The organism is Devosia sp. UYZn731 (assembly GCF_040546795.1).
Taxonomy (GTDB): Bacteria; Pseudomonadota; Alphaproteobacteria; order Rhizobiales; family Devosiaceae; genus Devosia.
In genome coordinates this window covers 64,143-85,186 of the sequence record NZ_JBEPOL010000012.1, presented here as the reverse complement: position 1 = coordinate 85,186, position 21,044 = coordinate 64,143, and the positions used below count along the sequence as shown (strand labels likewise).

The following is a 21,044-nucleotide window of genomic DNA, read 5'->3' as shown; positions in this document are numbered from 1 at the left end:
GCCTGAATACCACGCCCCCAGATTGACCTTCATCTCGGGCGTTTGGGACGCCTTCGCGCGATGTGCATCTAGGGGCATATTGGAGGCAGTGTCTGAGCGCTCTCCTTGGCGCGTTTGAACCCTTCACGGATGCCGGGCGTTTTAACTGCGATACAAAAGGGACAGCGCATCGCCTCAGTCTTCGTCGCCGAAGCTCGTCTCGATGCCAACTTTATCAGCGAGGGACTGCCCAAGCTGCCCCGGACTTTCAGCACCTTGGCCGCCGCCCAGCATTCCCGCGTCCTGCATCGCCTCTAGATCGGGCAAATCCCTTAACGTATTAAGGCCGAAATGCTCCAAAAACCCCTTGGTCGTCACATAGGTGAACGGCGCCCCCGGCGTCGGGCTGCGGGGACCCCCAGTGATCATGTTCTTGTCCCGCAGCGCCCCGATCACGTCGCGCGACACCTCTCGCCCGAGGGTTTCCGACACCCCAGCCCGCGTCACCGGCTGGTGATAGGCAATCGACACCAGCACCATGGCCTCGTTCTGGGTTAGATCGACCCCGCGGTCAGGCACGGCAGCAGAAGCGGCAATCGCATCGGCATAGGCTGTCCGGGTGCGGAACGCCCAGCCCCCAGCAATACTGACCACGTTATAGGGCTTGCCGCGCAGCCCGTCGCGGATGTCATCGATCAGCAGGTCGATGCTGGCGTCGCGACCAATGACGCGGGCCAAGGCGTCGCGATCAACCGGTTTGGGCGCTGCGAATAGCACTGCCTCAATCCGGTTCATCCATTCGCGCCAGCGCAGGTCGGCCGGCAGATCGACCAGCTCAGTATCAAAGACCGCCGGTTCAGCCCCTGCTCGCTTGCGTCTCGCCATGGTTGCTCTCACAACCCGTAGAACCGAAACGTCGGCCGGCCGCTGAGCTCGCGCACTGCACCCAACCCGACCAGCCGCTCAAACAGTCGCCTGGCGCCGCGCGCCGACAGCTTTGGGCTCGACCAGGATCCCGGTACCGCGTCATCCGACAGCAGCAGTTTGATGACGTCGCCAGATCCCTTGGCACGGAGTTTTGGCGCCACCCCCGTCAGTCTTGCGCCTCTTTGCGCCAAATCGGCGCCGAGTTCGCACGCATCCGCCGCCGCGGTCGCATAGGCCAAGAACACCGCCCTGCCCCAGCCCTCTCCTCCCGGCCGGATGCGCCTGCGGCTCTCACCTGGCTTGAAGACCGCCGACGACACCTGCCTCATCAGCAGCGGCACCGGCAGTGGCCAACGGAGTTTTTGGGCCAGCAAAACGTCGGCAAGCCAGAACGCCAGCAGCTCGGCATCCGGCCGGGCCCGATAGACGGTGGCGGCGATCTCGGCTGCCAGCACCGGCGCCGGTCGCGCCGACGCCACCATATCCTCAGCATTGGCAACGACCTCGGCGAGACCGTCATCCCACTGCAAAGCAAAATGCTGTTCGGCGACCGACCGCACCATTTCTTCGTCGCATCCGGTGGTCCGGCTGGCCAATCGGCGCCAAGCCATCAGCAGGTGCCCAGCGGGCCCAGGATCGTCGCCGGTACCACGCAAATAGTGGGTGTCGCGCAGGGCGGATTCGTCCTCGCGCCGGCCGGTCAAATTCACCGCTGCCGATGCGGCCTGGAGCGCCAGCCGCTGGCGCCAGGCGCCGGCCCAGGAAAAGTCCTGGCGCACGAGATTATCCAGCGAATTCAAAGCCGCACCGGCCGCGTATGCCGCATCGGAGTCGTGCAAAACAAGACCACGTGGTCGGGCCCAAACCGGCACTTTGGGCACCGGTGGGGGATCGAAAATCAGCAAATCAGCGCGTGATTTCATGCCGGGAGGCTAACATGCAACGGCGCTTCGTGCTATCAATAGCGCACATAAACGCCTCACCTGTCGACACTTAATAATGAATGATAAGATTGCATTATCATTCATTTTGCTCATTATAGAGAACATGGCCCATGTCGTTCGGCCGAGATAGCCGGAATAGCCCGGAAACCCGTCGTTTTCGGCCTTGGGCGGCGCTGGATCGATGGATTCCTCTGCCTAGTTGAGTGGAGCATGCTTCCTAGATCGGCGGATAGGCGACGCTGATAGGCCCTTCGGCCGGCGCGCCGGCGGCGACTGGGAGCCCAAGCCGGCCGAGACCACGTCTCGGCGGCTCTTAAGGCCCCAAACTCGGCCATTTTCCGCATAAACGCCCGCAGAGGGCCTTCCGGGCGCTTTTGGTACCTTGGCTCATCCGGAACCCTTCATCGGCCTCCACGGCCTTCTGGCGCGACCCATAAAACACGTCTGCAAAGGACCGTTTACTCCAACCTGTCTTGATTGTACAAAGGCCCGAAAACACCCGGGAACACCATGGCCAGCTCCTATGCCTCCCCTGCCCCAACGGCACGCCGCCAGATTGGTTATGCGCGCGTCTCGACCGAAGAGCAGGCGACCGACGCCCAGATGGACGAACTCAAGGGAGCCGGGTGCCACATCATCCACCAGGAGCACGGATCCGGCGCCTCCCGCGCCCGGCCCGTCCTAGCCAAACTCGTGCATGACATCCGCCCGGGCGATGTGCTCGTCGTGGTGCGCCTGGACCGGCTGGCGCGCTCCGTCAGCCATCTGCTCGATGTGATCGAGCGCCTCGAGGAGAAAGGGGCGCACTTTCGGTCACTACGCGATCCCATCGACACGTCGACGCCGCAGGGCATGTTTTCACTGCAGGTGCTTGGCGCCGTCGCCCAGCTAGAGCGTGCCCTCATTGCGGAACGGACCAAGGCCGGCATGAGAGCAGCCAAAGCGCGCGGCAGGTTGGCAGGTAATCCCGGCCTGCGGGAACGCCGTCCCGAGGCCATCCGGGCTGCCTCAGCGGCGCGTCAGCGGGTGTATGTCGGCGACCTCATAGCCTCGGCCTCCAACTGGCTGCCGATCGTGCGACGCATGCGACCGCAGCACAGTTGGGACGACGTTGTGCGGGTGCTCAATCACAGGGGGCAGAATTGGACGATCGAAAAGCTCCGACGGGCGGTACACCGCCTGGTGCGCGAGAAGATGGCGGAGCCAGGATTGTTGCAGCGCTCGCCGCGGCGCCCGCCCGAGGATCGACTGATGACTCTTGTCGCCGGCATTGCCATTGCCGACTCGGAGCTCAGCCTGCGCGACATCGCCGCTCAGCTCGAACAAATGCGGGAGCGCACGCCACGGGGCGGCCGGCAGTGGGCCGCCTCCTCCGTGAAATCGCTACTGGATCGGGCCCGCCGCCTGGGGCTCGTCGTGGCCGAGCTGCGGGAGGCCTAGCCCGAGCCCTGTGCAGCGAAGGGAACACGTTGCCCGCAGGGGGCGACTGATGGCAACTATCGACCCATTGCGGTCTTTGGACTTTCCAACTCGATCTCCTGGAAGCGGACGTTGCGTCAAGTATCGGTCGACAGATGGTTCCGACAGGCTGACCGCATGAACGCGTCCCATAAGCATAGCTTCCGCAAAGTGATGCCCAACGATCTCGCGACGCCACCAAGCTGGCAGGCGAGCCCGCATGTTCGCGAGTGGTGGGGCCAAGAACCTTATAACGATGCTGGCTTGGCTGACCCGAGGGTGCCACGCTGGATCGTCCTGAATGGAGATGGTCTCTTCGTCTATATGCAGGATTGCTCCGTCCACGGGTGGGAAGACACCCGTTCTCCTGCCTTCCACCGGGCGCGCATCGCCACCAGCGGCAGAATCAGGTCGCGGGCCTCGAAGCCCTCGAACTGATGCATTCCTCGGCGAGCAAATGGCGTGAGCCTTTCTTAGTCCCAGGCGTCGCGAAACCAGCGAGCTGGTGACTGGGCATCCCTATACCGCTCGAGGAGTGCGTAGAGGCGACTTCGCCCAAGTTCCAGTATCTTGGCCGTTGCGACATCGATTGGAGAGAGTTGCCCGGGCGTGGCCGGCGGGCGGATGATCGCTCAAGCGGGACCTGCTCGTCGGCGACGTTGAGCTTGTCTGGCTTGTGTCCCCTCGCTCCCCGCCCGATAGTGACGTCGGAGTCCAGTCATTTATGGCCCGATTCCTACTAGCTTGGTAGCATCCATCGAACTACGGTGAGCCAAACGGATGGGAAATCAACGCAATGCAGTCCGTTGAAAAAGGCACAGCGACAGCCCAACAACCCGACGCAAACACCGAAAACGACCTCCAGCACGGCTCTGCTCGACCACAGGACACGCCTGTACCCGTCGGAATTTCGTCAGCATTAGACGGCGACACCGAAATGGTCGAAAACGAAAATCCCTCGGCCGAAGCGCCCTCCCCTGCCCCGCTGAACGCCTCTGCCCTGCCGGCACATCTGGAGATACTCGCCGATCGCGCCAGGGAATATGTCGAGGCGGCTAGCGCGCCGAACACGCGCCGCGCTTACGACTCGGACTGGAAGCATTTCGGTTCCTGGTGCCGGCGCCAGGGTCTTGATCAACTGCCGCCCGATCCGCAGATCGTCGGCCTGTACATTACAGCCTGCGCCTCCGGCGCCGCGACGCGCAATCGGAAGTCGGCAGCCGTCTCCAGCATTGAACGGCGGCTATCCGCGCTCTCCTGGCATTACCGGCAGCTGGGCGAACGGCTCGACCGCGGCAATCGCCACATCGCCACGGTCCTCGACGGCATCCGCAACACACACGGCCGCCCACCGGTACAGAAGGAAGCCGTGCTGCCCGAGGACCTTATCGCCATGTTGGAAACGCTTGATCGCGGCTCCCTGCGGGGGCTGCGCGACCGGGCCATGCTACTGATGGGGTTTGCTGGCGGCCTGCGACGCTCGGAAGTCGTCGGTCTCGACGTTGCCGCCGATCAAACCGAGGACTCTTCAGGCTGGATCCAAATCCTTGAGCGCGGCGTGGTCTTGACCCTCCGTGGCAAGAGTGGCTGGCGAGAGGTAGAGATTGGGCGCGGCTCCTCAGACAGCACCTGCCCCGTGGCTGCGCTGGAAACCTGGCTCAAACTGGGGAGTATCGCACACGGACCGTTGTTTCGACGGGTGACTGGAGAAGGCAAGTCGGTCGGCCCCGACCGACTGCGAGACCAGGAAGTCGCCCGCTTGGTCAAGCGTGCGGCCCTTGCTGCTGGAGTGCGGGGCGATCTCTCAGAGAGCGAACGGGCGAGCAAATTTGCCGGGCACTCGTTACGGGCTGGCCTCGCCAGCTCGGCGGAGGTGGACGAACGCTATGTGCAAAAGCACCTCGGCCATGCTTCAGCTGAGATGACCCGGCGCTATCAGCGGCGCCGCGATCGATTTCGTGTCAATCTCAGCAAGGCGGCCGGCCTGTAGTCAGCCCCCTCCCCTGCTGGCCCCGCACTGGACCTAACTTGCCGCAAGGGGTCAAACTGACTATGGAATTGCCACTATGAGCAAGCATCTGATTTCCATGCTGACCACCGTAAACGCGCCCTACAGCAAACAGCTGGACGGCGCCGGGCTTGCCCATTGCCTAGCCAATCTTGAGTTGGCCAAGGCTTATTCCGGACAGGTATCGTCATTCCTGAGCGAAGTGCCGGTCGAATGGCAGTTGGAATATGCTGCGGCGTACGACATTTCCAGCCTCGACCTAGCAAAATTTACGTCAACCTTTTCCAAGTGGACAGGCGAGACCTATAAGCTCGCCGCATGATCAGCATCGGTGCCGGCCGTCGACCTTCCGAGTGGCGGCAACTGTTCCCTATCGCCATCGGGCTGATTGATCAGCTTCGCGAGCTGACCGGGGCTACGACTTCGTGTGGTCATTCGGTGGCGGAACCGCCATGATGATCCAAATCGAGTCACGACGTCGATATCTTCCTCGATGATGCGCTGCTGCTGGGTTTCCAGACCCGTCCAAAAGCGGCCTGATCGTTCCGACCAATCTGGCAGACTATGGCGGCGACGGTGCGAGATTTCAGAAGTTCTCCTTTGGAGACCTGGGAGAAATCGATTTCATACTGGCCGGTGCACTAACCGACGAGCCCTTTCGGATCCGCGGTGTCGAAGATCGCCCTGTGAAGCTCGAGACAATCGCGGAAATCATTACCAAGAAGATCTATCACCGCGGCGGCCAAATCCAGGCCCGCGATATTTTTGACCTCGCAGCGGCGACTCGAACGCATCGAATCAACGTCGTTCACGCGCTGCGTAAATATCCCGATCATGTTGCTGCTACCAAGCACGCCTGCAGCAGCTAAACCCGGAATTTGTCGCATCGACGATCGGACAGTTGATGGTTATGCCCGACTATGTGGACATGGCGCCCTAGAGCCTCGAAATCGCCAATGAAGTCCTTGGCGACGTGATGTTGGGTGAATAGACGCGGCTACGAGTGGGGACCTTGGCAGGCAAGTATCCTAATTGAGGCGCGACGGTAATGACTGTTACCGACCCCATTTCGGACCTTCGACATGACAAGTCGGAATCCTGACAGATGGTGTATCGCGGCGGCTGCGGCGCGATCCGAGATCAAGAAGCTGCAGCCCTTTCATGTTCCCCGCATGGTTCCCGCAGATGTCCCGGGGAGGCGTACCGTTGTACCTGATCGGACCCATCTGGACTCTTCACCGGGAGCCGGAGTAGAACATAAAGAGAACGCAATCGGAGGTCCATCATGAAAACTTTCACCATGTCGGCGGCAGGTCGCGACCCCCGCAAGCCCAAGCTCAGCTTGGCGGAGGCGTCGCAAATGGCCGAGGCGGGCTTCCGGTTCTCGATCTTCCAGCCAGCGACCGACGAATATGTGATCAGCATTCCTTACCAGCTTGCCGAGGACCGGTTGCACGGCACCATGACCTTTATGCAGTCGTGACGCGCCGAGGTCGCCCCGGTCCGTCCGCAATGGAACTGCAACCCGGTATCACATGATCACGTTTCGCGATCTGGAGGTGCGACATGGCACTCTATTTCTTCGACATGATCGATGGCCACGACGTGCCCGATACCGAGGGGCGCGAGATTGATGGCGGGCTTGCTCGGGTCCGAGACGAGGCTCTGGAGGATGCGCGAGAAATGATAGCAGACGCGGCCCGTATCGGCATCGATGTCATCGGGCGCCGTTTCGAGATCAGGGACGAGCAACGCAACGTCGTGTTGACGGTGCACTTCGCGGAGGCCATCGAACCGGAGCATTCCGTTAGCGCCGAGCGTTCGAGCACCGGTCACTCAGGGCAGTAACGCGCAGGCTGCCCTCGTAGCCAACCGCCCTACGGCGCGGGTATTGGCCGGATGGACGCTTCGAGCGTGGCGCCAGTGATCGCGATGTCATCGATCCACATCTTGACCAAGCGGCGCTCGGTCTCGGGAATGTGAAGAGCGATCCAGTCGCTCGTCGTCGCGAGGTCGGGGAAGCTCTGCTGCTGGTACTTGCCCGTTTGCTCTTCGTGCTCGCTGATCTCGGGACCGCGGAAGGTGATGCGGACGGTCATGACTGGCCCCTCATCTTCGCGACCGCAATCGTGCCGGCCTCGAGGCTGGTCGCGTTGGAAAGTATCGCCGCCGCGACGGCCCGCGATATCTGGTGGGTTCTTGCGAAAGACGTGATTGCATGGGAATCGAAGCGCGCTTCGGGAAGAAGCCGCCCTGCTGGCATGGTATCGAATGTCATGGGGTGGCCCCTCGATAGGGCCTGGCGATCGGGGCGCGCAATTGCACCCCGTGTCAGGGATCGTACAATTGTCACCGTAGCTTAGATATAGATTTCCAGCATTTAATCGCTGCCGATTGTACGAATCTGTAACTTGAAATCTTCCGCAGCGCGCACAGATTCCGCTCGTTTTTCGTCCCCTGTTGACCAACGCGAGGTGACCTGTGAACCCCATTGCCCTGCTTCTCGAAGACGAACCCCTCATTGCCATGGACCTGGAAGCCACGCTCGAAAAGGCGGGCTTCGACGTCGTCACATTGCTGTAGTGCGCCGCTGCCAATGCCCGGCTAGAAGGCCATCGTCGCGATCGTCGATGTCCAGTTGGCTGACGGCGACTGCCACGACAGACGGTAAGTTCGTACGGTTCAGGACCGAAACTACAGGGCGGCGAGAGCATTGCGTAAGGGTCGCGGTGGTTGACGCTCCCGTGGCATACCCTGGCCCCAACCTCCTGCCCGAGGTTGGGGCTTTTTTATTCGCGGATTCGTCGCGTGTCAGGCTCGAAATGGACGTGGGCTTGAGCGACAGGGCGGTGCAGATCGTCCGCAACCAGCATGCGAATATCAAGGGTGCCATTTTCGGGAATTTTCTCGGCCGCTATCTCGGCGAGAGCCAATATGGCTTGACGGTGCGCCTCGCGCTTCGTCGCGAACTCTTCGCCATGTTGGTCGAGCGACAAATCCCCGTTGACGTTCAGGTCGAAGTAGAAGCGCGGCATGTCTTTCTCCTGAACTTCGGGACGCAATGCGCCAAATATCCCGATGGTTGCCGCTGAAATGTACAAAAAGGACAATAGGCTATGACCTTTTCGGCCGATATTTTTGCCGCTTAGAAGGGGATTACAATGCGAGCCGGGAATTGCCGGCGCAGCGCCATCTCGACGGGGTCAGCAAATCAGTGGACTGAATAGGCTTGCCGACGAGTGGCGGACGAGATGGCGCTCCGGCAGTTAACGGGCCAGGTGGCCGCTAGAGATAAGGGGATCCCGCGCTCCTCCAGCCGATCGGCGATATCATAGCCCCCGGCAATGTCGGTCAGGCTGAGGTATGTGACTGCAAATGCCGGCGTAGGCGTCGATCTCGAACAGGGCCTGCATCTTTTTGTAGGCCATGGAAATGTCGGTACATCCCAGCCGCCTGATGCCTCCTCAACCGCCATATCGGTTATAGCCATCGCGCAAATTCCACATCAAGTGCCGAGGCCTCGGAGAGGCTGTGCGCTCAGTGCCTCCTGCACCAAACACGGCAATCACTGCGGTCTGCTTTTCCCGGCCGCCGGACACTGTCGGCAACCCACCCCATTTCAGCCTGGGCCAGTGATAGTCAATCTCCTAACGTCAAACCTGCGAGGCTGACGCGATAGAACAGCAGTTTACGATTGGAACAGGAGACAACAAGTCCCCTGCCCTATTCAGCCTTCGGGCCGTATTCAGGACTTTCGCCAGGATGCCGGCGACGTTGGAAGTCGGCCTTCGGGATCAACGATACCAAGAACAGGACCTCCCGCCACGTTCCAACGCCAGAGGGCAACGCAGCTTCCGCCGGGAGACATGAAAGAGGGATACATGACGCCGTCAACGCCGGCCTTGACGAACCTCTGATGGGCAACGTGCGTGCTCGGAACCGCGCCATTATCAAGATCCGACCGCCACTCCGATTGGTGGATGCCCTCGTGGATACCCCATTCTCGGAGGACATCGGGTTCAGTCGTATCAATGAGGCGGGCGCCCTTGAGCTCGAGTTGAGCGATCAATGCGGGGTGCTGCACGAATCCCTGATTGTATTCTGCCCACGCGGAGGACAATTCCCTCGCCGCGTAGATGGTCGGGACACCGACCGGGTTCCAGCGGCCGCCGAAGCGGGCAGACCCCTCCCCCGACAGCGGCAGATATGACCACTGCGGAACATAGGCCCGCCACAGAGTAAGCGGGTTGGCATCGACCAGTTCAGGCATAAACGCCAGATCGAACAGCCTCTAGATAGGCTAGGACCTGGTCAGCCTTGCCCTCTGCGACCAGATCGTAGGCCGTTTTGCCAGCCCAGCCTGGGATCGGTTGGTGTTTAAACCAGATTACGGCACGGTTCGCTTCGCCGGCCATCTCCCCAGCCATAGTTAGAATACGAACGACCGGACTTAAAGCGGCGTCCACCTTTCGGGTCGCCGACTTCGCACTGAGCGTGTTGCGGGCAACTCCTATGAGCTTGGCAAGTTCAGCCTGCGTGACCCCAAGCTGCTCGGACAACCGATGTGCCGACAGGAAAGGCGAACCTTCCTCACCGTACCAAGCAGCGCCAATCTCTAGACCTTGCATCACTCAATCCGATCACAGTTTGAGCACGATGCGTTCAATATGCGCTCAGTGCATGCTCGTTTCAAGCAGCCGCACGTCCGCGGATCGAGGAAAACATCTCTGGTGCCGTCGATAAGCGATGTCGCACCCAACTAGGTCTCCTCGTCCCATTTGTCGATGCTTCTGCGAAGCGTATCGCTGATTTCGAGGCGCTTGCCGGTTCGATCGAGCCGCTGAGCAGCCGCAAACTGGGTTTCCACCTCGTCCGCACCCGTCCCGCCAGCCTTTGCGGCATCGAGCTTGGCGCGCAGCAATGCCATAATCATCGGCCAGGTCGAGAATTTGCCCTCCTTTGCCCGCTCGGTGAGATTGCGCAGGTAGCCGCCCGGCGATTTGATCTGATCGACCCGCTGGTGGATTGCCGCCAGGGTAATGCCCGCTTGCTGTTCGCCCATTGCGACCTTCGCTTCCTCCCAGGCGCTCGCGCTGATGCCGAGGACCGGGCGCGCCGTTTCCACGGCAGCGAGGAATTCGCGCCAGTTGCGGATCCCGCCGCCGCCTTTGACCAGCCAAAGCATATTCGGGCAGGCATCCAAGACGATACCCAGTGGGAGCTCGCGCTTGGGCATGCTCCTCACGTTGTTATCTACGCCGCCGCTGCCGCTCTCTTCTTCTTTGTGTCCTAAGCCGCGTTCAGATTCTAATTTAGCTTCGGTGTTTGAATTCTGTATGTGGCGCTCATCCTGAGACTCATTGGCGCTCGGATTCACGGATTCCACAAAGGATTCCAACACACCGCGGATCTCTTCCCATAGCTCGTCGAGCTCGTTGGTCACCGCCTCAAGGACTTGGCGTGGCGCCGTACGGGGCAGCCGTCCAACGATCGCCTGATAGGCTTGCTGCACCGTCCCCCAGTTTCCGGGAACACCCTCCTCGATACCGGTTTCAATCATCTTGACGATGTCGCGGCGGCAGATGGTTAACCGTTCCTTTACGAGCCGATAGGCCTTCTTCTCGGCCTGAAGCGCTGCTGCAAGTTCTTTAAACTCGCTTGCGCGCGCGACAAGCGGGGATAGGTCAAAGCCATAAGCCTGTTCAACCTCCCCGCCCTGCCCTTTTCGGGCGTAACGTTTGCCATTCGGGCTGTCCCGCCGAACGATCAACCCGCACTCGACAAGGTTCGCCAGGTGTCGGCGCAACGTCGCCGGCGACATGCCGTTGGCGCGAATAGTGAGTTGCTCGTTGGAAGGCCACACGACCAAGGCACTGTTGCCGTAAAAGGCCGTCTCTGGATGGAAGGACAAAAGGGCGTCAAGGATCGCCAGGGCCCGATCAGAGGCGCCCAGAGCGATCCGCGCTTCCTTGATGTCCCTAAAGACATGCCATTTGTGCACAGTGGCATCTGGAGCGGCGCTCTTTGCCGTGACCTGACTTGCGATCATGGCAAGCGACATCGGTCGCCGCCCAAAGGGCGTCGTCGGGGTATGCGTCTGCATTGTCTTTCACCTTGCGTAAGGCAAAAGAATTCCGGCCGCCAAAGCGGTTGGCCTCATCGAGGCCTTGACTGAGATTCCGGGAAGTGCGATTCTCTCGTTACCACACGTAGAGAAGGGCTTCCGGAATTCGTTTTCGGGGGCCTTTTTTCTTTTGCGGGCTACTCTCCGTTGGACTGTTGGTCGGCGCGCTGACGAAATTCCTCGTAAAATCGATCGAGATGTTCCGTCAGGTAGTCTCCGAACGCTCGCGCGTCGGGCCCCCTCGCCTTGAGAGCGAGGGTGAACTTCTTTCCATCCGCAGTGACTTCGGCCACTAAGCGACCGTCCGTCGGAGCCCAACTGGCTCTGGTCGGGCTCGCCTGGGGCCGTGCAGTGACCTTCTTGGTCTTGAGATGGGCAATGAGGGCATCGAACCGCTGGTCGCTGGGCAGAGCGCCAACCTCAGACGTCGCGACAAAACTGAGAGCCTCATCAAGATTGCTCGGCTTATCGAGGAGCAGCTTGAGATCGTACCAGCGATCGCGGCCGATGCGCTTGGCTCGCCCGATGCCTTTTAGCAGCGCCGCCGGCAGGCCAGCTACGGCCAGCATCTTTGACAGGGTCGACTTGTCGGCGCCCAGTGCCGCCAGGACAGTGGAGTTGTCATCGTCAAAATGGCGATTGGCTATCTCAGCGGCGAATACAGCCTTTTCGATGAAGGACGTATTGGCGCGGCCGTTGTTCTCCTGGCCTTGGGCGATGACGTGGTCCCGGTCGGTCATCTCCTTGATGACGGCACGGACCTTACGTCCTAGTTCAACCGCGGCGCGCCGACGCAGATGGCCAAAGACCAGCATATAGCGGCCGGCGTGTTTGGGGTGCGGGCGAACCAGCACCGGAGAGTCCTGTCCACGCTCACGCACTGCGTCAAGCACACGCTGGAATTCTTCGGCGTAGTCATCCTCGTCGAGGGCGAAGCGGTCCTTGGCGAAGGAGTCGTCGATGACAGCAGGGTCGAGCTCGACGATCGTCTCGCCTTCGAGCAGCTTGTCCGCTTGGGCGGCCATCTCGTCTATAGAGCTCAGCAGGGAGCGCGTCGCGCCCTTAGTGGCATAGTCAAGCGCCCGGTTATCCGAGACCTGCTCTTCGTGGCCCAGCAAATTGGCAAAGGGGTTCTTGCGGGCCATCTAGCACCTCCGCCAACGGGTTAGGCTATTGTTTTTACGCCACTTTTTGCCTGTTTTTACGGCCGTCAACTTCATGACCGCCCCCATGCCTGATGAATGAGGCCCTGGACCTCAAAATTCACTGCGTCGAGGCTTTCGATTGCCCGATCATAAGTGTCGCGGTTGAAATTGGCCCGCTCCACCTCATAAAGAGATTGCTTGGTCAGGCCAGCGTCGGAGATCGCCGTGGACTTGAGCATATTGTTCTTGAGAATATCCTCGGCCAGCATCGATTGCATGAAGCCAAGCATCTGCGCCTGGGGCACGTCCATCGGCTCATAGCGCGTGATCAGGTAGCGCAACCAGTCGAGGTGAAAGTCGGCTCCGGCCTTCTTGATCGTCCTGGCGATATTCCCGAGCATCAAAAGGAACTGGCTCATCGACATAAGATCGAGCATCTGGGGATGCACGGTAATCAGCACCGAGGTCGCCGCACTTAGCGCCGTCAGGGTCAGGTAACCCAGCTGAGGGGGGCAGTCGATCACCGCGACATCGTAACGGTCGTCAACGCTTTCGAGGGCCTTTCCGAGCCTGGTAAAGAAGCGCTTTCCCTCTTGGGAAGTTTGCATCGCCAAGGGCGTCTCGTACTCATATTCCTGCAGTTCAAGATTGGCCGGCACGATGTCGAGAAGCGGAAAGTTGGTTGGGCGGATGACTTCCGAAAGCGCCCGGGGCTCGTCATAGCGAATGGCGTCGTAGAGCGAGGCGTTCTTATCGAGCTCGGGCTGAAAGCCATGCAACGCCGATAGGGAGGCCTGCGGATCGAGATCGATCGCGAGCACGCGATGTCCGGTCAGCGCCAGATGTTGGGCGAGGTGGGTCGCGGTGGTGGTTTTGCCGGATCCACCTTTGAAATTGACCACGGCGAGGACCTGAAGCTTTTCGCCGGGTTTGCGACCTGGGACATAATTTTTAGCGTCCGATCGGCCATTTTTATCGAGATAGTGCCGAAGCTCGATCATCTGCTCGGCGGTATAAAACCGCCGTCCGCCGCTGGCAATCTTTGGCAGGGGGCCTTTGCCTTCCAAGTGGAGGCGCTTTAGATTGTTCGGACTGACTCCAAGATAATGTGCCACTTCCGACATACCGAACAGTCGAAGAGTTTTCTGAGCATTTGGAGGAAATTTCTCCATGCGCAACTGATCGAGCTTGCGCGATATTTCTGCTCCCTGAGCCAATATCTTGTCATCAAATTGGAACGAGGGAAGGGGGGGCATCTGAGGTCCGAAGCTAGAGATAATAGCGCTAACTTGTCGGTTTGCGTCTATTTAGCGCTAGTATGTCCGATTCCGACGCTCTGACAAGGATTATAAGGTTAACGACTTCTTTCGCACCGCATTATCTGTGACTCCACGGCCCTGCACGCCTTTGTAAGCAGGCCCGCTGCGCATTGAACTGCCTCGTTTAGACAAACTGACGCCACCGGTTAGGTCACCCCCTCATTTTTGACGGGGTGACCGAGTCGCGTCTGTGCGGCTTTATCAGGCGCAGTTGCAACCAGGAGGGCTGCCAATCCATGTCAGGCCAGGAAGAACAGAACCAATTGACCGAGGCGAGCAGAGGCAGGGTCTCAGTCCCATCGTCTGGCGATCGCCTGGTTCGAAAGCTGCGCGGGGCGCTTGGCAACCCGATTTGTGAAGCGCTCGAGGACGCGTCCGTCGTTGAAGTCATGCTCAATCCGGACGGAAGGCTGTTTGTCGAGCGGCTCGGGCAGGGGATTAAGCCGCTGGCCGAACTCGATCCCGGCGCGGCCGAAATCATCATCGGCGTCGTGGCTCATGCCTTGCGGACCGAGGCCGACAGCGAAAGACCCATCATTTCGGGCGAGTTGCCGATCGGCGGACATCGCTTTGAAGGCCTGCTTCCACCAGTCGTCGCAGCACCCAGCTTCACCATTCGCCGGCGAGCATCGCGCCTCATCCCCCTAGATGCCTACGTTTGCGAGGGGATTATGACAGCCCTTCAGGCGAGCGCAATCCGCAAGGCCATTGTTTCCCGATTGAATATCGTGATCTGCGGGGGCACAGGCTCGGGCAAGACGACCCTAGCAAATGCGGTAATCGCCGAGATCGTCTCAGCCGCACCGCATGACCGTATGGTGATCCTAGAAGACACGACCGAAATTCGCTGCACGGCGGAAAATGCCCTCGCGCTCCACACCAGCGACACCGTCGACATGGCCCGTCTCCTCAAAAGCACCATGCGGCTGCGGCCCGACCGCATCATCGTGGGCGAGGTGCGCGACGGTGCTGCCCTGACGCTACTCAAGGCCTGGAACACCGGACATCCGGGTGGCGTAGCCACCATCCACGCCAATGGCGCTCTGTCGGCGTTACGCCGCTTCGAACAACTCACCGCAGAGGTGAGCCAGCAATCCATGCAGGACGTCATCGGGGAGGCCGTAAATCTGGTCGTCTCGATCGAACGGGCAGGGCGCGGGCGCCGGGTGCGGGAGGTGATGCACGTCAACGGCTTTAACGGCGCTCAGTACCAGACCGTGCATTGCGCCCAGATCGAGGAGGGCACTCATGCTGCATGACTTTCGCATATCTCTGATTGTCGCAGCGCTGGGACTTATCCTCGTGACGCCAGCGATGGCCAGCTCTGGCGGCGGCCTGCCGTGGGAGGGACCGCTCCAGCAAGTCCAGGAATCGATCACCGGGCCAGTCGCCGGATTCATCGCGCTTGCGGCAGTGGCGGTCGCTGGCGGCATGCTGATCTTTGGCGGTGAACTCAACGATTTCGCCCGGCGCCTGATGTATATCGTCCTCGTCGCCGGCATTTTGCTGGGCGCCACGCAGATCGTCGGGTTGTTTGGCGCGTCTGGCGCCGCGATCGAAATTTCGCAGCAAGCCCCGCCGAGCCGGGCAGGGGAGGGCAACGATGGCTGAAGCCAGCGTTCCCCTCGCACGTACGCGCATCCATCGCGCACTGTCGCGACCGAACCTTCTGATGGGGGCCGACCGTGAGCTGGTGTTGCTGACGGGTCTTGCGGCAGTGATCCTGACCTTTGTGGTGTTGACTTGGTTTTCGGCGCTGTTGGGCATCGCCATCTGGATCGCTGTGATTGGTGCCCTGCGCATGATGGCCAAGGCCGATCCGATGATGCGGCAGATCTATCTGCGTCATGTCAGCTACAGGGCTAGCTACCGGCCGACGTCCTCGCCCTGGCGGAGGTATTGATCCACCATGGCTGCGCTTAAGCTGTTCCGTCACACGGGACCGTCCTTTTCCGACCTTGTGCCCTATGCCGGCCTCATCGCGGACGGCGTCATCCTGCTCAAGGACGGTGCATTGATGGCTGGCTGGTATTTCGCGGGACCCGACTCCGAGAGTTCAACCAATTTCGAGCGCAATGAGGTGTCACGCCAGATCAACACGGTCCTGGCGCGTCTGGGCAGCGGGTGGATGATCCAGGTCGAGGCGGTCCGGGTGCCCACAGTGAGCTATCCGACCCCGGAGCAGTCTTTCTTCCCGGACGCGGTGAGCCGGGCAATCGAGGCCGAGCGCCGCCGCCATTTCGAGGCCGAACATGGGCACTTCGAGAGCCAGCACGCTCTTATCCTGACATACCGGCCGCCCGAGCCACGCAAATCGGCTCTGAAACGCTATGTCTATTCCGACCGCGAAAGCCGATCGGCGAGCTACGCCGATACAGTCCTCGACAGCTTCAAGACGTCAATTCGAGAGGTCGAGCAGTATCTGGGCAACGTTCTGTCCATTCGCCGCATGGTGACGCGCACCGTGCGTGATGTCCCCACGGGACGCGATGCAAGATATGACGAGTTGTTCCAGTTTATCAGGTTTTGCATTTCCGGCGAAAACCACCCGGTCCGCCTCCCTGAGATCCCGATGTATCTCGACTGGATAGCCACAGCCGAGCTGCACCACGGCCTTTCGCCGGTCGTCGATGGCCGTTATCTCGCCGTTGTGGCGATCGACGGCTTTCCGGCCGAAAGTTCGCCTGGGATCCTCAATTCACTTGACCTGATGCCTCTGAGCTATCGCTGGTCGAGCCGCTTCGTCTTCCTCGACGACCAGGAGGCGCGCCAGAAACTGGAGCGCACGCGTAAGAAATGGCAGCAGAAGGTGCGACCCTTCTTCGACCAGTTGTTCCAAACCCAGAGCCGGTCGGCCGATCAGGACGCCCAGATGATGGTGGCCGAAACCGAGGACGCGATTGCTCAAGCAAGCTCGCAGTTGGTCGCCTATGGCTACTACACGCCCGTGATCATCATGTTCGGCTCCAGTGACACCAGGCTGCGGGACCAGGCGGAGGGGGTGCGCCGGCTGGTCCAGGCCGAGGGATTTGGCGCCCGCATCGAAACACTCAATACTACGGAAGCCTATCTGGGCAGCCTGCCGGGCAATAGCTATGCCAATATCCGCGAGCCGCTGATCCACACCGCCAATCTCGCCGACCTCGTGCCGGTCAACGCGGTCTGGTCTGGTCGTGCTACAGCGCCCTGTCCTTTTTACGCTCCGGGCTCGCCACCACTAATGCAGGTAGCCAGCGGCTCGACCCCGTTCCGTTTGAACCTGCATGTCGACGATGTCGGCCATACGCTGATCTTTGGTCCGACCGGATCGGGCAAGTCGACTTTGCTGGGGCTCATCGCAACGCAGTTCCGGCGCTACGAACATAGCCAGATCTTTGCCTTCGACAAAGGCCGCTCGCTTTTGCCGCTGACCCTGGGAGCGGGAGGCGATCACTATGAGGTTGGGGCAGGGGAGGGCGCTTCGTCTCTTTCCTTCTGCCCACTCGCACAGCTGGGAACCGATCAGGATCGGGCCTGGGCGGTCGAATGGATTGAGACGCTGGTCGCCATGCAGGGCGTCAAGGTGACACCCGACCATCGCAACGCCATCGCGAGGCAGATCGCTCTGATGGCATCGGTGCCCGGCCGGTCGCTTTCAGATTTTGTGAGCGGCGTACAGCTGCGCGAAATCAAGGATGCATTGCTGCACTACACTGTCGACGGCCCCATGGGACAGTTGCTCGATGCCGAGCAGGACGGACTGCAATTCGGCACGTTCCAGACGTTCGAGATTGAGGAACTGATGAACCTGGGCGAGCGCAACCTCGTCCCGGTCCTCCTTTATCTGTTCCGGCGCATCGAAAAGCGCCTGACCGGAGCACCGAGCCTTATCATCCTTGATGAGGCCTGGCTGATGCTCGGTCACCCCACCTTCAGGGACAAGATGCGCGAATGGCTCAAAGTTCTGCGCAAGGCCAATTGTGCCGTAGTGCTCGCCACCCAGTCGATATCGGACGCCGAACGCTCGGGCATTATCGACGTGCTGAAGGAAAGCTGCCCGACCAAGATCTGTCTTCCCAACGGCGCGGCCCGCGAACCCGGTACCCGTGAATTTTACGAGAGGATCGGCTTCAACGAGCGGCAAATCGAGATCGTGGCAACGGCTACACCAAAGCGGGAATATTATGTGGCCTCGCCCGACGGGCGCCGCCTGTTCGACATGGCCCTGGGCCCTGTTGCTCTCGCCTTTGTGGGCGCGACGGGAAAGCACAATCTACAACGTATTCAAGAGCTTATAAGCTCATTTGGCGGACAATGGCCGGCCGCCTGGCTAACAGAAAGAGGAGTGGAAAATGCCCAAGCGCTTCTTGCTGACAAATAGGCTGCTCACGACAACTTTGCTGATAAGCGGCACCCTTGTGCCTGCGCCGGCTAATGCGTTCCTCTTTACCGGGCAAGCCACCGAGTGGACGCAGTTGCTGAACAATGCCGAATTGGTCGGGCTGGCCGGGCAGTCGGCAGAGCAGATCCAGAACCAAGTGACCCAGATCGGTCAGCTTGCCGAGCAGATTCAGAACCAGCTCCGCATCTACGAGAACATGTTGCAAAACAGTCGGCTCCTGCCCGACCATGTCTGGGGGCAGGTCGAGGCCGACCTGACGCGCCTTCAGCAACTCCAGGAACAAGGCGACGGCATCGCCTTTTCAATGGGCAATCTGGACAATGTCCTAAAACAACGTTTCCAGAGCTTTGCCGAATTCGAGACTGGCCTGGCCAACGGAACAAGTTTTTCGACGAGCTATCAGTCCTGGTCCGACACCAATCGCGAGACCATCGCTGCGACGCTGAGGGCCGCGGGTCTCACCTCCGAGCAGTTCAGTTCCGAAGAAGGAACCATGTCGCAACTCCGGACTCTGTCGGAAAGCGCCGTTGGGCAGATGCAGGCGCTGCAGGTCGGTCACGATATTGCGGCGCAGCAGGTGGCCCAGGCCCAAAAGCTGCGAGGACTAATGTCCCAGCAGGTGACCATGATGGCTACCTGGTATCAATCCGAACAAGCGGCCCGAGATCTCGCGCAGACCCGGCGCCGGGAGTTTTTTAACGCTACGGCCCCATCGACAGCGGACGGGCAGGACATGGAGCCGCGGTGGTGACCCGGGCCCGTATCGCCACTATCACACGGATCGTCTTCGCAGTCGGCATCGCCACGCCAAAATATCTGCTTTGGCTGGTGAGAGTGCGTAACCAGGGCCATTTGACACGACAGGCGGCGAGCAGTTGCGTCCCCGCTGGACCAGTAGCGGCGGAACGACCAATGACGCCACGAGCAACTCGACTGTTGCTCGCGGCCGTCGCGCTCTTGGTGTGTATCCAGCCGGCGCTGGCGCAGGACGGTGCGCTGTTGACCCAACTCGAAAACGAAATCGCGAGCTCAGCGGGGAACTGGGAATCGACGGTTATGGACGCCGCACGCTCCCTGTTCTGGATCCTGGCCGGCATTGAGGTGGGCATTGCCGCTGTCTGGCTCGCACTCGCCGCCGCTTCACTCGATACCTGGTTCGCCGAACTTGTGCGTCGCATCCTGTTCATTGGTTTGTTCGTCTTCATCCTCGAGCAGGGTCCATCCTTCGCCCGCGCCATCGTCGATAGCCTCTTTCAGATCGGTGCGGGTAGCGGCTCTGCCTCGCCGGCCGAGGTGTTCAATGCCGGCCTGCGGGTCGCGAGCGAGATGTCGGCAAAAGCGCAATTTGGTCTATTCGAAGACAACGCTTTGGCAATCGCTGCGGTCTTCGCGATGATTATCGTGGTGATCTGCTTCAGTCTGGTCGCCGCGATTTTCGTCGCGGTCATGGTCGAGATGTATGTGGGGCTGCTCGCAGGCATGATCATGCTGGGTCTTGGGGGCTCCAGCTTCACCAAGGATTTTGCCGTTCGCTATCTGGTCTACGCCTTTTCCGTCGGCATGAAGCTGATGGCACTGGTGATGATCGCCCGCATTGGCTCGGAGGTCCTGATCAACATGGCCGACGCGCCAGATGGCGCCGACGAGTTTCTGTCGACCCTTGCGATTGGGGGCATTTCGGTCGTGGTCTTCGTCATAGCCATGTATGTGCCCAATATCATCCAGGGCGTGGTCCAGGGTGTGTCGGTCACTGGAGGCATGGAAGTCATCCGCCACGGAGGCCAGGCAGCCAGTTTTGCCGCCGGCGGCGGGGCACTTGGGTGGGGTGGCGCAAGGGCCGGGGCCTCGGCCTTTTCGGATGCTCGTGCCGGCGGTAGCTCGTTTGGGGCAGCGGCCCTTAAGGGCATGGGCAGTGGGATGGGAGCCGCTGGGGGCGCCGTGGCGTCTGCGGCGCGCGACAAGGCCATTGGCGTGCCGGGTTCCTGGGGTGCGTCCACTCTGGGCCTTGCCAATGCCAAACTCGACCAGAGCCAGGGCCGATCGGGCACCAAACCCAATTTTTGACGAGAAAGCATAAGCATCATGGGCACTAAGCCGCCAGAGAACCCCTACATTGCCGCGCGCCAGGAATGGAATGAGCGCTATGGCTCCTATGTGAAGGCCGCGTCCGATTGGCGCATTGTTGGCATGGCCGGCATGGCAATGGCCACGATTGGCTTTTCCTACGCGCTCTATCAGAGCAGCCAGGTCAAGCTCGTGCCCTATATTGTGGAGGTCGACAGGCTCGGTAGTGCCGCCAATATCGGCTTCCCACAGCAGATCGAATATGCCGATCCGCGCGTGGTGCGCGCCACCCTGGGAAGCTTTGTCGCCAATTTTCGCTCGGTGACCCCCGATGCGGTGGTGCAAAAGCAATATGTCGACCGCGCCTACGCCCATTTGCGCAGCGGAGATCCGGGGACCATCAAGGTCAATTCTTGGTTCCGGGAAAATTCCCCGTTTGACCGTGCCCGAACGCTCACCGTCGCCATCGAAGTGACCAATATCGTCCCGCTCTCCAACCAGAGCTATCAGGTGGACTGGACCGAATATGAGCGGGACCGCCAGGGCAAGGAGCTCGCTGTGCGCCGCTTTCGCGGCGTGGCCACCGTTACCCTGACACCGCCACAGGACGAGGCGGTCATCCGCTTCAATCCCATCGGGCTCTACCTCACCGATTTCGACTGGACGGCGCAGTTGTGAATGCCGGAAAGGACCAT

23 protein-coding genes are annotated in these 21,044 nt (G+C 60.6%); 12 read left to right on the top strand and 11 right to left on the bottom strand.

Annotation, left to right across the window (positions count from 1 at the left end; translation table 11 throughout):
* Positions 1 to 174: 174 nt before the first annotated feature.
* The gene (gene scpB / locus ABIB57_RS23945) at positions 175 to 864 is read right to left on the bottom strand and encodes an SMC-Scp complex subunit ScpB (RefSeq protein ID WP_354043783.1); all 690 of its coding nucleotides are present in this window, start codon (positions 862 to 864) and stop codon (positions 175 to 177) included.
* Between the two features lie 8 nt (positions 865 to 872).
* Entirely contained in the window at positions 873 to 1,811 is a 939-nt protein-coding gene (locus ABIB57_RS23940) for a DUF1403 family protein (RefSeq protein WP_354043781.1), read from the bottom strand.
* A 549-nt stretch (positions 1,812 to 2,360) separates the two neighbouring features.
* On the opposite strand from ABIB57_RS23940, the gene ABIB57_RS23935 reads away from it, so the two are divergent.
* The 3 genes from ABIB57_RS23935 (at position 2,361) to ABIB57_RS23925 (ending at position 5,638) form a co-directional block, all read left to right on the top strand.
* Positions 2,361 to 3,290, top strand: coding sequence for a recombinase family protein (locus tag ABIB57_RS23935; protein WP_354043780.1), 930 nt, complete (start codon positions 2,361 to 2,363; stop codon positions 3,288 to 3,290).
* Between the two features lie 955 nt (positions 3,291 to 4,245).
* Positions 4,246 to 5,298 carry a tyrosine-type recombinase/integrase gene (locus tag ABIB57_RS23930; protein WP_502914474.1) on the top strand — a complete coding sequence of 351 codons (1,053 nt, stop codon included), beginning with the start codon at positions 4,246 to 4,248 and terminating at the stop codon, positions 5,296 to 5,298.
* A 76-nt stretch (positions 5,299 to 5,374) separates the two neighbouring features.
* On the top strand, positions 5,375 to 5,638 hold the full coding sequence (locus ABIB57_RS23925) for a hypothetical protein (protein WP_354043777.1): 264 nt from the start codon (positions 5,375 to 5,377) through the stop codon (positions 5,636 to 5,638).
* Positions 5,639 to 5,957: 319 nt separating this feature from the next.
* On the opposite strand, the gene ABIB57_RS23920 is transcribed toward ABIB57_RS23925, so the two are convergent.
* Positions 5,958 to 6,203, bottom strand: coding sequence for a hypothetical protein (locus tag ABIB57_RS23920; protein ID WP_354043775.1), 246 nt, complete (start codon positions 6,201 to 6,203; stop codon positions 5,958 to 5,960).
* 398 nt (positions 6,204 to 6,601) lie between these two features.
* Here ABIB57_RS23920 and ABIB57_RS23915 point away from each other — a divergent pair, with 398 nt between their 5' ends.
* Both ABIB57_RS23915 and ABIB57_RS23910 read left to right on the top strand, forming a co-directional pair.
* On the top strand, positions 6,602 to 6,799 hold the full coding sequence (locus ABIB57_RS23915) for a hypothetical protein (RefSeq protein WP_354043774.1): 198 nt from the start codon (positions 6,602 to 6,604) through the stop codon (positions 6,797 to 6,799).
* Between the two features lie 83 nt (positions 6,800 to 6,882).
* Positions 6,883 to 7,164, top strand: coding sequence for a DUF6894 family protein (locus ABIB57_RS23910; protein ID WP_354043772.1), 282 nt, complete (start codon positions 6,883 to 6,885; stop codon positions 7,162 to 7,164).
* Between the two features lie 29 nt (positions 7,165 to 7,193).
* Here ABIB57_RS23910 and ABIB57_RS23905 read toward each other — a convergent pair whose 3' ends face one another.
* The 8 genes from ABIB57_RS23905 to repA all read right to left on the bottom strand — a co-directional run bounded on the left by ABIB57_RS23905 (position 7,194) and on the right by repA (position 13,841).
* Positions 7,194 to 7,415: a hypothetical protein gene (locus ABIB57_RS23905; RefSeq protein WP_354043771.1), complete on the bottom strand. Its 222-nt coding sequence runs from the start codon at positions 7,413 to 7,415 to the stop codon at positions 7,194 to 7,196.
* On the bottom strand, positions 7,412 to 7,594 hold the full coding sequence (locus tag ABIB57_RS23900; RefSeq protein WP_354043769.1) for a hypothetical protein: 183 nt from the start codon (positions 7,592 to 7,594) through the stop codon (positions 7,412 to 7,414). The genes ABIB57_RS23905 and ABIB57_RS23900 overlap by 4 nt, the downstream gene beginning before the upstream one ends.
* A gap of 511 nt (positions 7,595 to 8,105) precedes the next feature.
* Complete coding sequence (locus ABIB57_RS23895; protein ID WP_354043768.1) at positions 8,106 to 8,351, bottom strand: DUF6894 family protein; 246 nt, start codon at positions 8,349 to 8,351, stop codon at positions 8,106 to 8,108.
* A 710-nt stretch (positions 8,352 to 9,061) separates the two neighbouring features.
* On the bottom strand, positions 9,062 to 9,586 hold the full coding sequence (locus ABIB57_RS23890; RefSeq protein ID WP_354043767.1) for an RES family NAD+ phosphorylase: 525 nt from the start codon (positions 9,584 to 9,586) through the stop codon (positions 9,062 to 9,064).
* The gene (locus ABIB57_RS23885) at positions 9,579 to 9,944 is read right to left on the bottom strand and encodes an antitoxin Xre-like helix-turn-helix domain-containing protein (protein WP_354043765.1); all 366 of its coding nucleotides are present in this window, start codon (positions 9,942 to 9,944) and stop codon (positions 9,579 to 9,581) included. Before ABIB57_RS23885 ends, ABIB57_RS23890 begins: the two co-directional genes overlap by 8 nt.
* Positions 9,945 to 10,075: 131 nt before the next feature.
* Entirely contained in the window at positions 10,076 to 11,419 is a 1,344-nt protein-coding gene (gene repC, locus ABIB57_RS23880; RefSeq protein WP_354043764.1) for a plasmid replication protein RepC, read from the bottom strand.
* A gap of 158 nt (positions 11,420 to 11,577) precedes the next feature.
* Positions 11,578 to 12,585 (bottom strand): plasmid partitioning protein RepB, encoded by a 1,008-nt coding sequence (gene repB, locus ABIB57_RS23875; protein WP_354043763.1) that lies wholly within the window; start codon positions 12,583 to 12,585, stop codon positions 11,578 to 11,580.
* Positions 12,586 to 12,656: 71 nt separating this feature from the next.
* Positions 12,657 to 13,841, bottom strand: a complete 1,185-nt coding sequence (gene repA / locus ABIB57_RS23870; RefSeq protein ID WP_354043761.1) for a plasmid partitioning protein RepA — start codon at positions 13,839 to 13,841, stop codon at positions 12,657 to 12,659.
* Between the two features lie 299 nt (positions 13,842 to 14,140).
* Here repA and trbB point away from each other — a divergent pair, with 299 nt between their 5' ends.
* From trbB to trbF, 7 genes are all read left to right on the top strand, one after another.
* Positions 14,141 to 15,163, top strand: a complete 1,023-nt coding sequence (gene trbB, locus ABIB57_RS23865) for a P-type conjugative transfer ATPase TrbB (RefSeq protein WP_354043760.1) — start codon at positions 14,141 to 14,143, stop codon at positions 15,161 to 15,163.
* On the top strand, positions 15,153 to 15,515 hold the full coding sequence (locus tag ABIB57_RS23860) for a TrbC/VirB2 family protein (RefSeq protein WP_354043758.1): 363 nt from the start codon (positions 15,153 to 15,155) through the stop codon (positions 15,513 to 15,515). The genes trbB and ABIB57_RS23860 overlap by 11 nt, the downstream gene beginning before the upstream one ends.
* Entirely contained in the window at positions 15,508 to 15,807 is a 300-nt protein-coding gene (locus tag ABIB57_RS23855) for a conjugal transfer protein TrbD (protein WP_354043757.1), read from the top strand. Before ABIB57_RS23860 ends, ABIB57_RS23855 begins: the two co-directional genes overlap by 8 nt.
* Before the next feature lie 6 nt (positions 15,808 to 15,813).
* Positions 15,814 to 18,264, top strand: a complete 2,451-nt coding sequence (locus tag ABIB57_RS23850) for a conjugal transfer protein TrbE (RefSeq protein ID WP_354043756.1) — start codon at positions 15,814 to 15,816, stop codon at positions 18,262 to 18,264.
* A complete protein-coding gene (gene trbJ / locus ABIB57_RS23845) occupies positions 18,236 to 19,036 on the top strand; it encodes a P-type conjugative transfer protein TrbJ (protein ID WP_354043754.1) in 801 nt (266 codons plus the stop codon). Before ABIB57_RS23850 ends, trbJ begins: the two co-directional genes overlap by 29 nt.
* Before the next feature lie 161 nt (positions 19,037 to 19,197).
* Positions 19,198 to 20,349, top strand: coding sequence for a P-type conjugative transfer protein TrbL (gene trbL / locus ABIB57_RS23840; RefSeq protein ID WP_354043753.1), 1,152 nt, complete (start codon positions 19,198 to 19,200; stop codon positions 20,347 to 20,349).
* Between the two features lie 18 nt (positions 20,350 to 20,367).
* Complete coding sequence (trbF, locus tag ABIB57_RS23835; RefSeq protein ID WP_354043751.1) at positions 20,368 to 21,027, top strand: conjugal transfer protein TrbF; 660 nt, start codon at positions 20,368 to 20,370, stop codon at positions 21,025 to 21,027.
* Positions 21,028 to 21,044: the final 17 nt, after the last annotated feature.

Bases quoted from the DNA above. Each gene is read 5' to 3' on its own strand.
- trbJ (WP_354043754.1), top strand. From the start codon at position 18,236: ATGCCCAAGCGCTTCTTGCTGACAAATAGGCTGCTCACGACAACTTTG.
- ABIB57_RS23910 (WP_354043772.1), top strand. From the start codon at position 6,883: ATGGCACTCTATTTCTTCGACATGATCGATGGCCACGACGTGCCCGAT.
- repB (WP_354043763.1), bottom strand. From the start codon at position 12,585: ATGGCCCGCAAGAACCCCTTTGCCAATTTGCTGGGCCACGAAGAGCAG.
- ABIB57_RS23930 (WP_502914474.1), top strand. From the start codon at position 4,246: ATGGTCGAAAACGAAAATCCCTCGGCCGAAGCGCCCTCCCCTGCCCCG.
- ABIB57_RS23935 (WP_354043780.1), top strand. From the start codon at position 2,361: ATGGCCAGCTCCTATGCCTCCCCTGCCCCAACGGCACGCCGCCAGATT.
- ABIB57_RS23915 (WP_354043774.1), top strand. From the start codon at position 6,602: ATGAAAACTTTCACCATGTCGGCGGCAGGTCGCGACCCCCGCAAGCCC.
- repC (WP_354043764.1), bottom strand. From the start codon at position 11,419: ATGCAGACGCATACCCCGACGACGCCCTTTGGGCGGCGACCGATGTCG.
- ABIB57_RS23885 (WP_354043765.1), bottom strand. From the start codon at position 9,944: ATGCAAGGTCTAGAGATTGGCGCTGCTTGGTACGGTGAGGAAGGTTCG.
- ABIB57_RS23850 (WP_354043756.1), top strand. From the start codon at position 15,814: ATGGCTGCGCTTAAGCTGTTCCGTCACACGGGACCGTCCTTTTCCGAC.
- ABIB57_RS23905 (WP_354043771.1), bottom strand. From the start codon at position 7,415: ATGACCGTCCGCATCACCTTCCGCGGTCCCGAGATCAGCGAGCACGAA.
- ABIB57_RS23925 (WP_354043777.1), top strand. From the start codon at position 5,375: ATGAGCAAGCATCTGATTTCCATGCTGACCACCGTAAACGCGCCCTAC.
- ABIB57_RS23855 (WP_354043757.1), top strand. From the start codon at position 15,508: ATGGCTGAAGCCAGCGTTCCCCTCGCACGTACGCGCATCCATCGCGCA.
- ABIB57_RS23890 (WP_354043767.1), bottom strand. From the start codon at position 9,586: ATGCCTGAACTGGTCGATGCCAACCCGCTTACTCTGTGGCGGGCCTAT.
- ABIB57_RS23895 (WP_354043768.1), bottom strand. From the start codon at position 8,351: ATGCCGCGCTTCTACTTCGACCTGAACGTCAACGGGGATTTGTCGCTC.
- repA (WP_354043761.1), bottom strand. From the start codon at position 13,841: ATGCCCCCCCTTCCCTCGTTCCAATTTGATGACAAGATATTGGCTCAG.
- trbL (WP_354043753.1), top strand. From the start codon at position 19,198: ATGACGCCACGAGCAACTCGACTGTTGCTCGCGGCCGTCGCGCTCTTG.
- trbB (WP_354043760.1), top strand. From the start codon at position 14,141: ATGTCAGGCCAGGAAGAACAGAACCAATTGACCGAGGCGAGCAGAGGC.
- ABIB57_RS23900 (WP_354043769.1), bottom strand. From the start codon at position 7,594: ATGACATTCGATACCATGCCAGCAGGGCGGCTTCTTCCCGAAGCGCGC.
- ABIB57_RS23860 (WP_354043758.1), top strand. From the start codon at position 15,153: ATGCTGCATGACTTTCGCATATCTCTGATTGTCGCAGCGCTGGGACTT.
- scpB (WP_354043783.1), bottom strand. From the start codon at position 864: ATGGCGAGACGCAAGCGAGCAGGGGCTGAACCGGCGGTCTTTGATACT.
- ABIB57_RS23920 (WP_354043775.1), bottom strand. From the start codon at position 6,203: ATGCGACAAATTCCGGGTTTAGCTGCTGCAGGCGTGCTTGGTAGCAGC.
- trbF (WP_354043751.1), top strand. From the start codon at position 20,368: ATGGGCACTAAGCCGCCAGAGAACCCCTACATTGCCGCGCGCCAGGAA.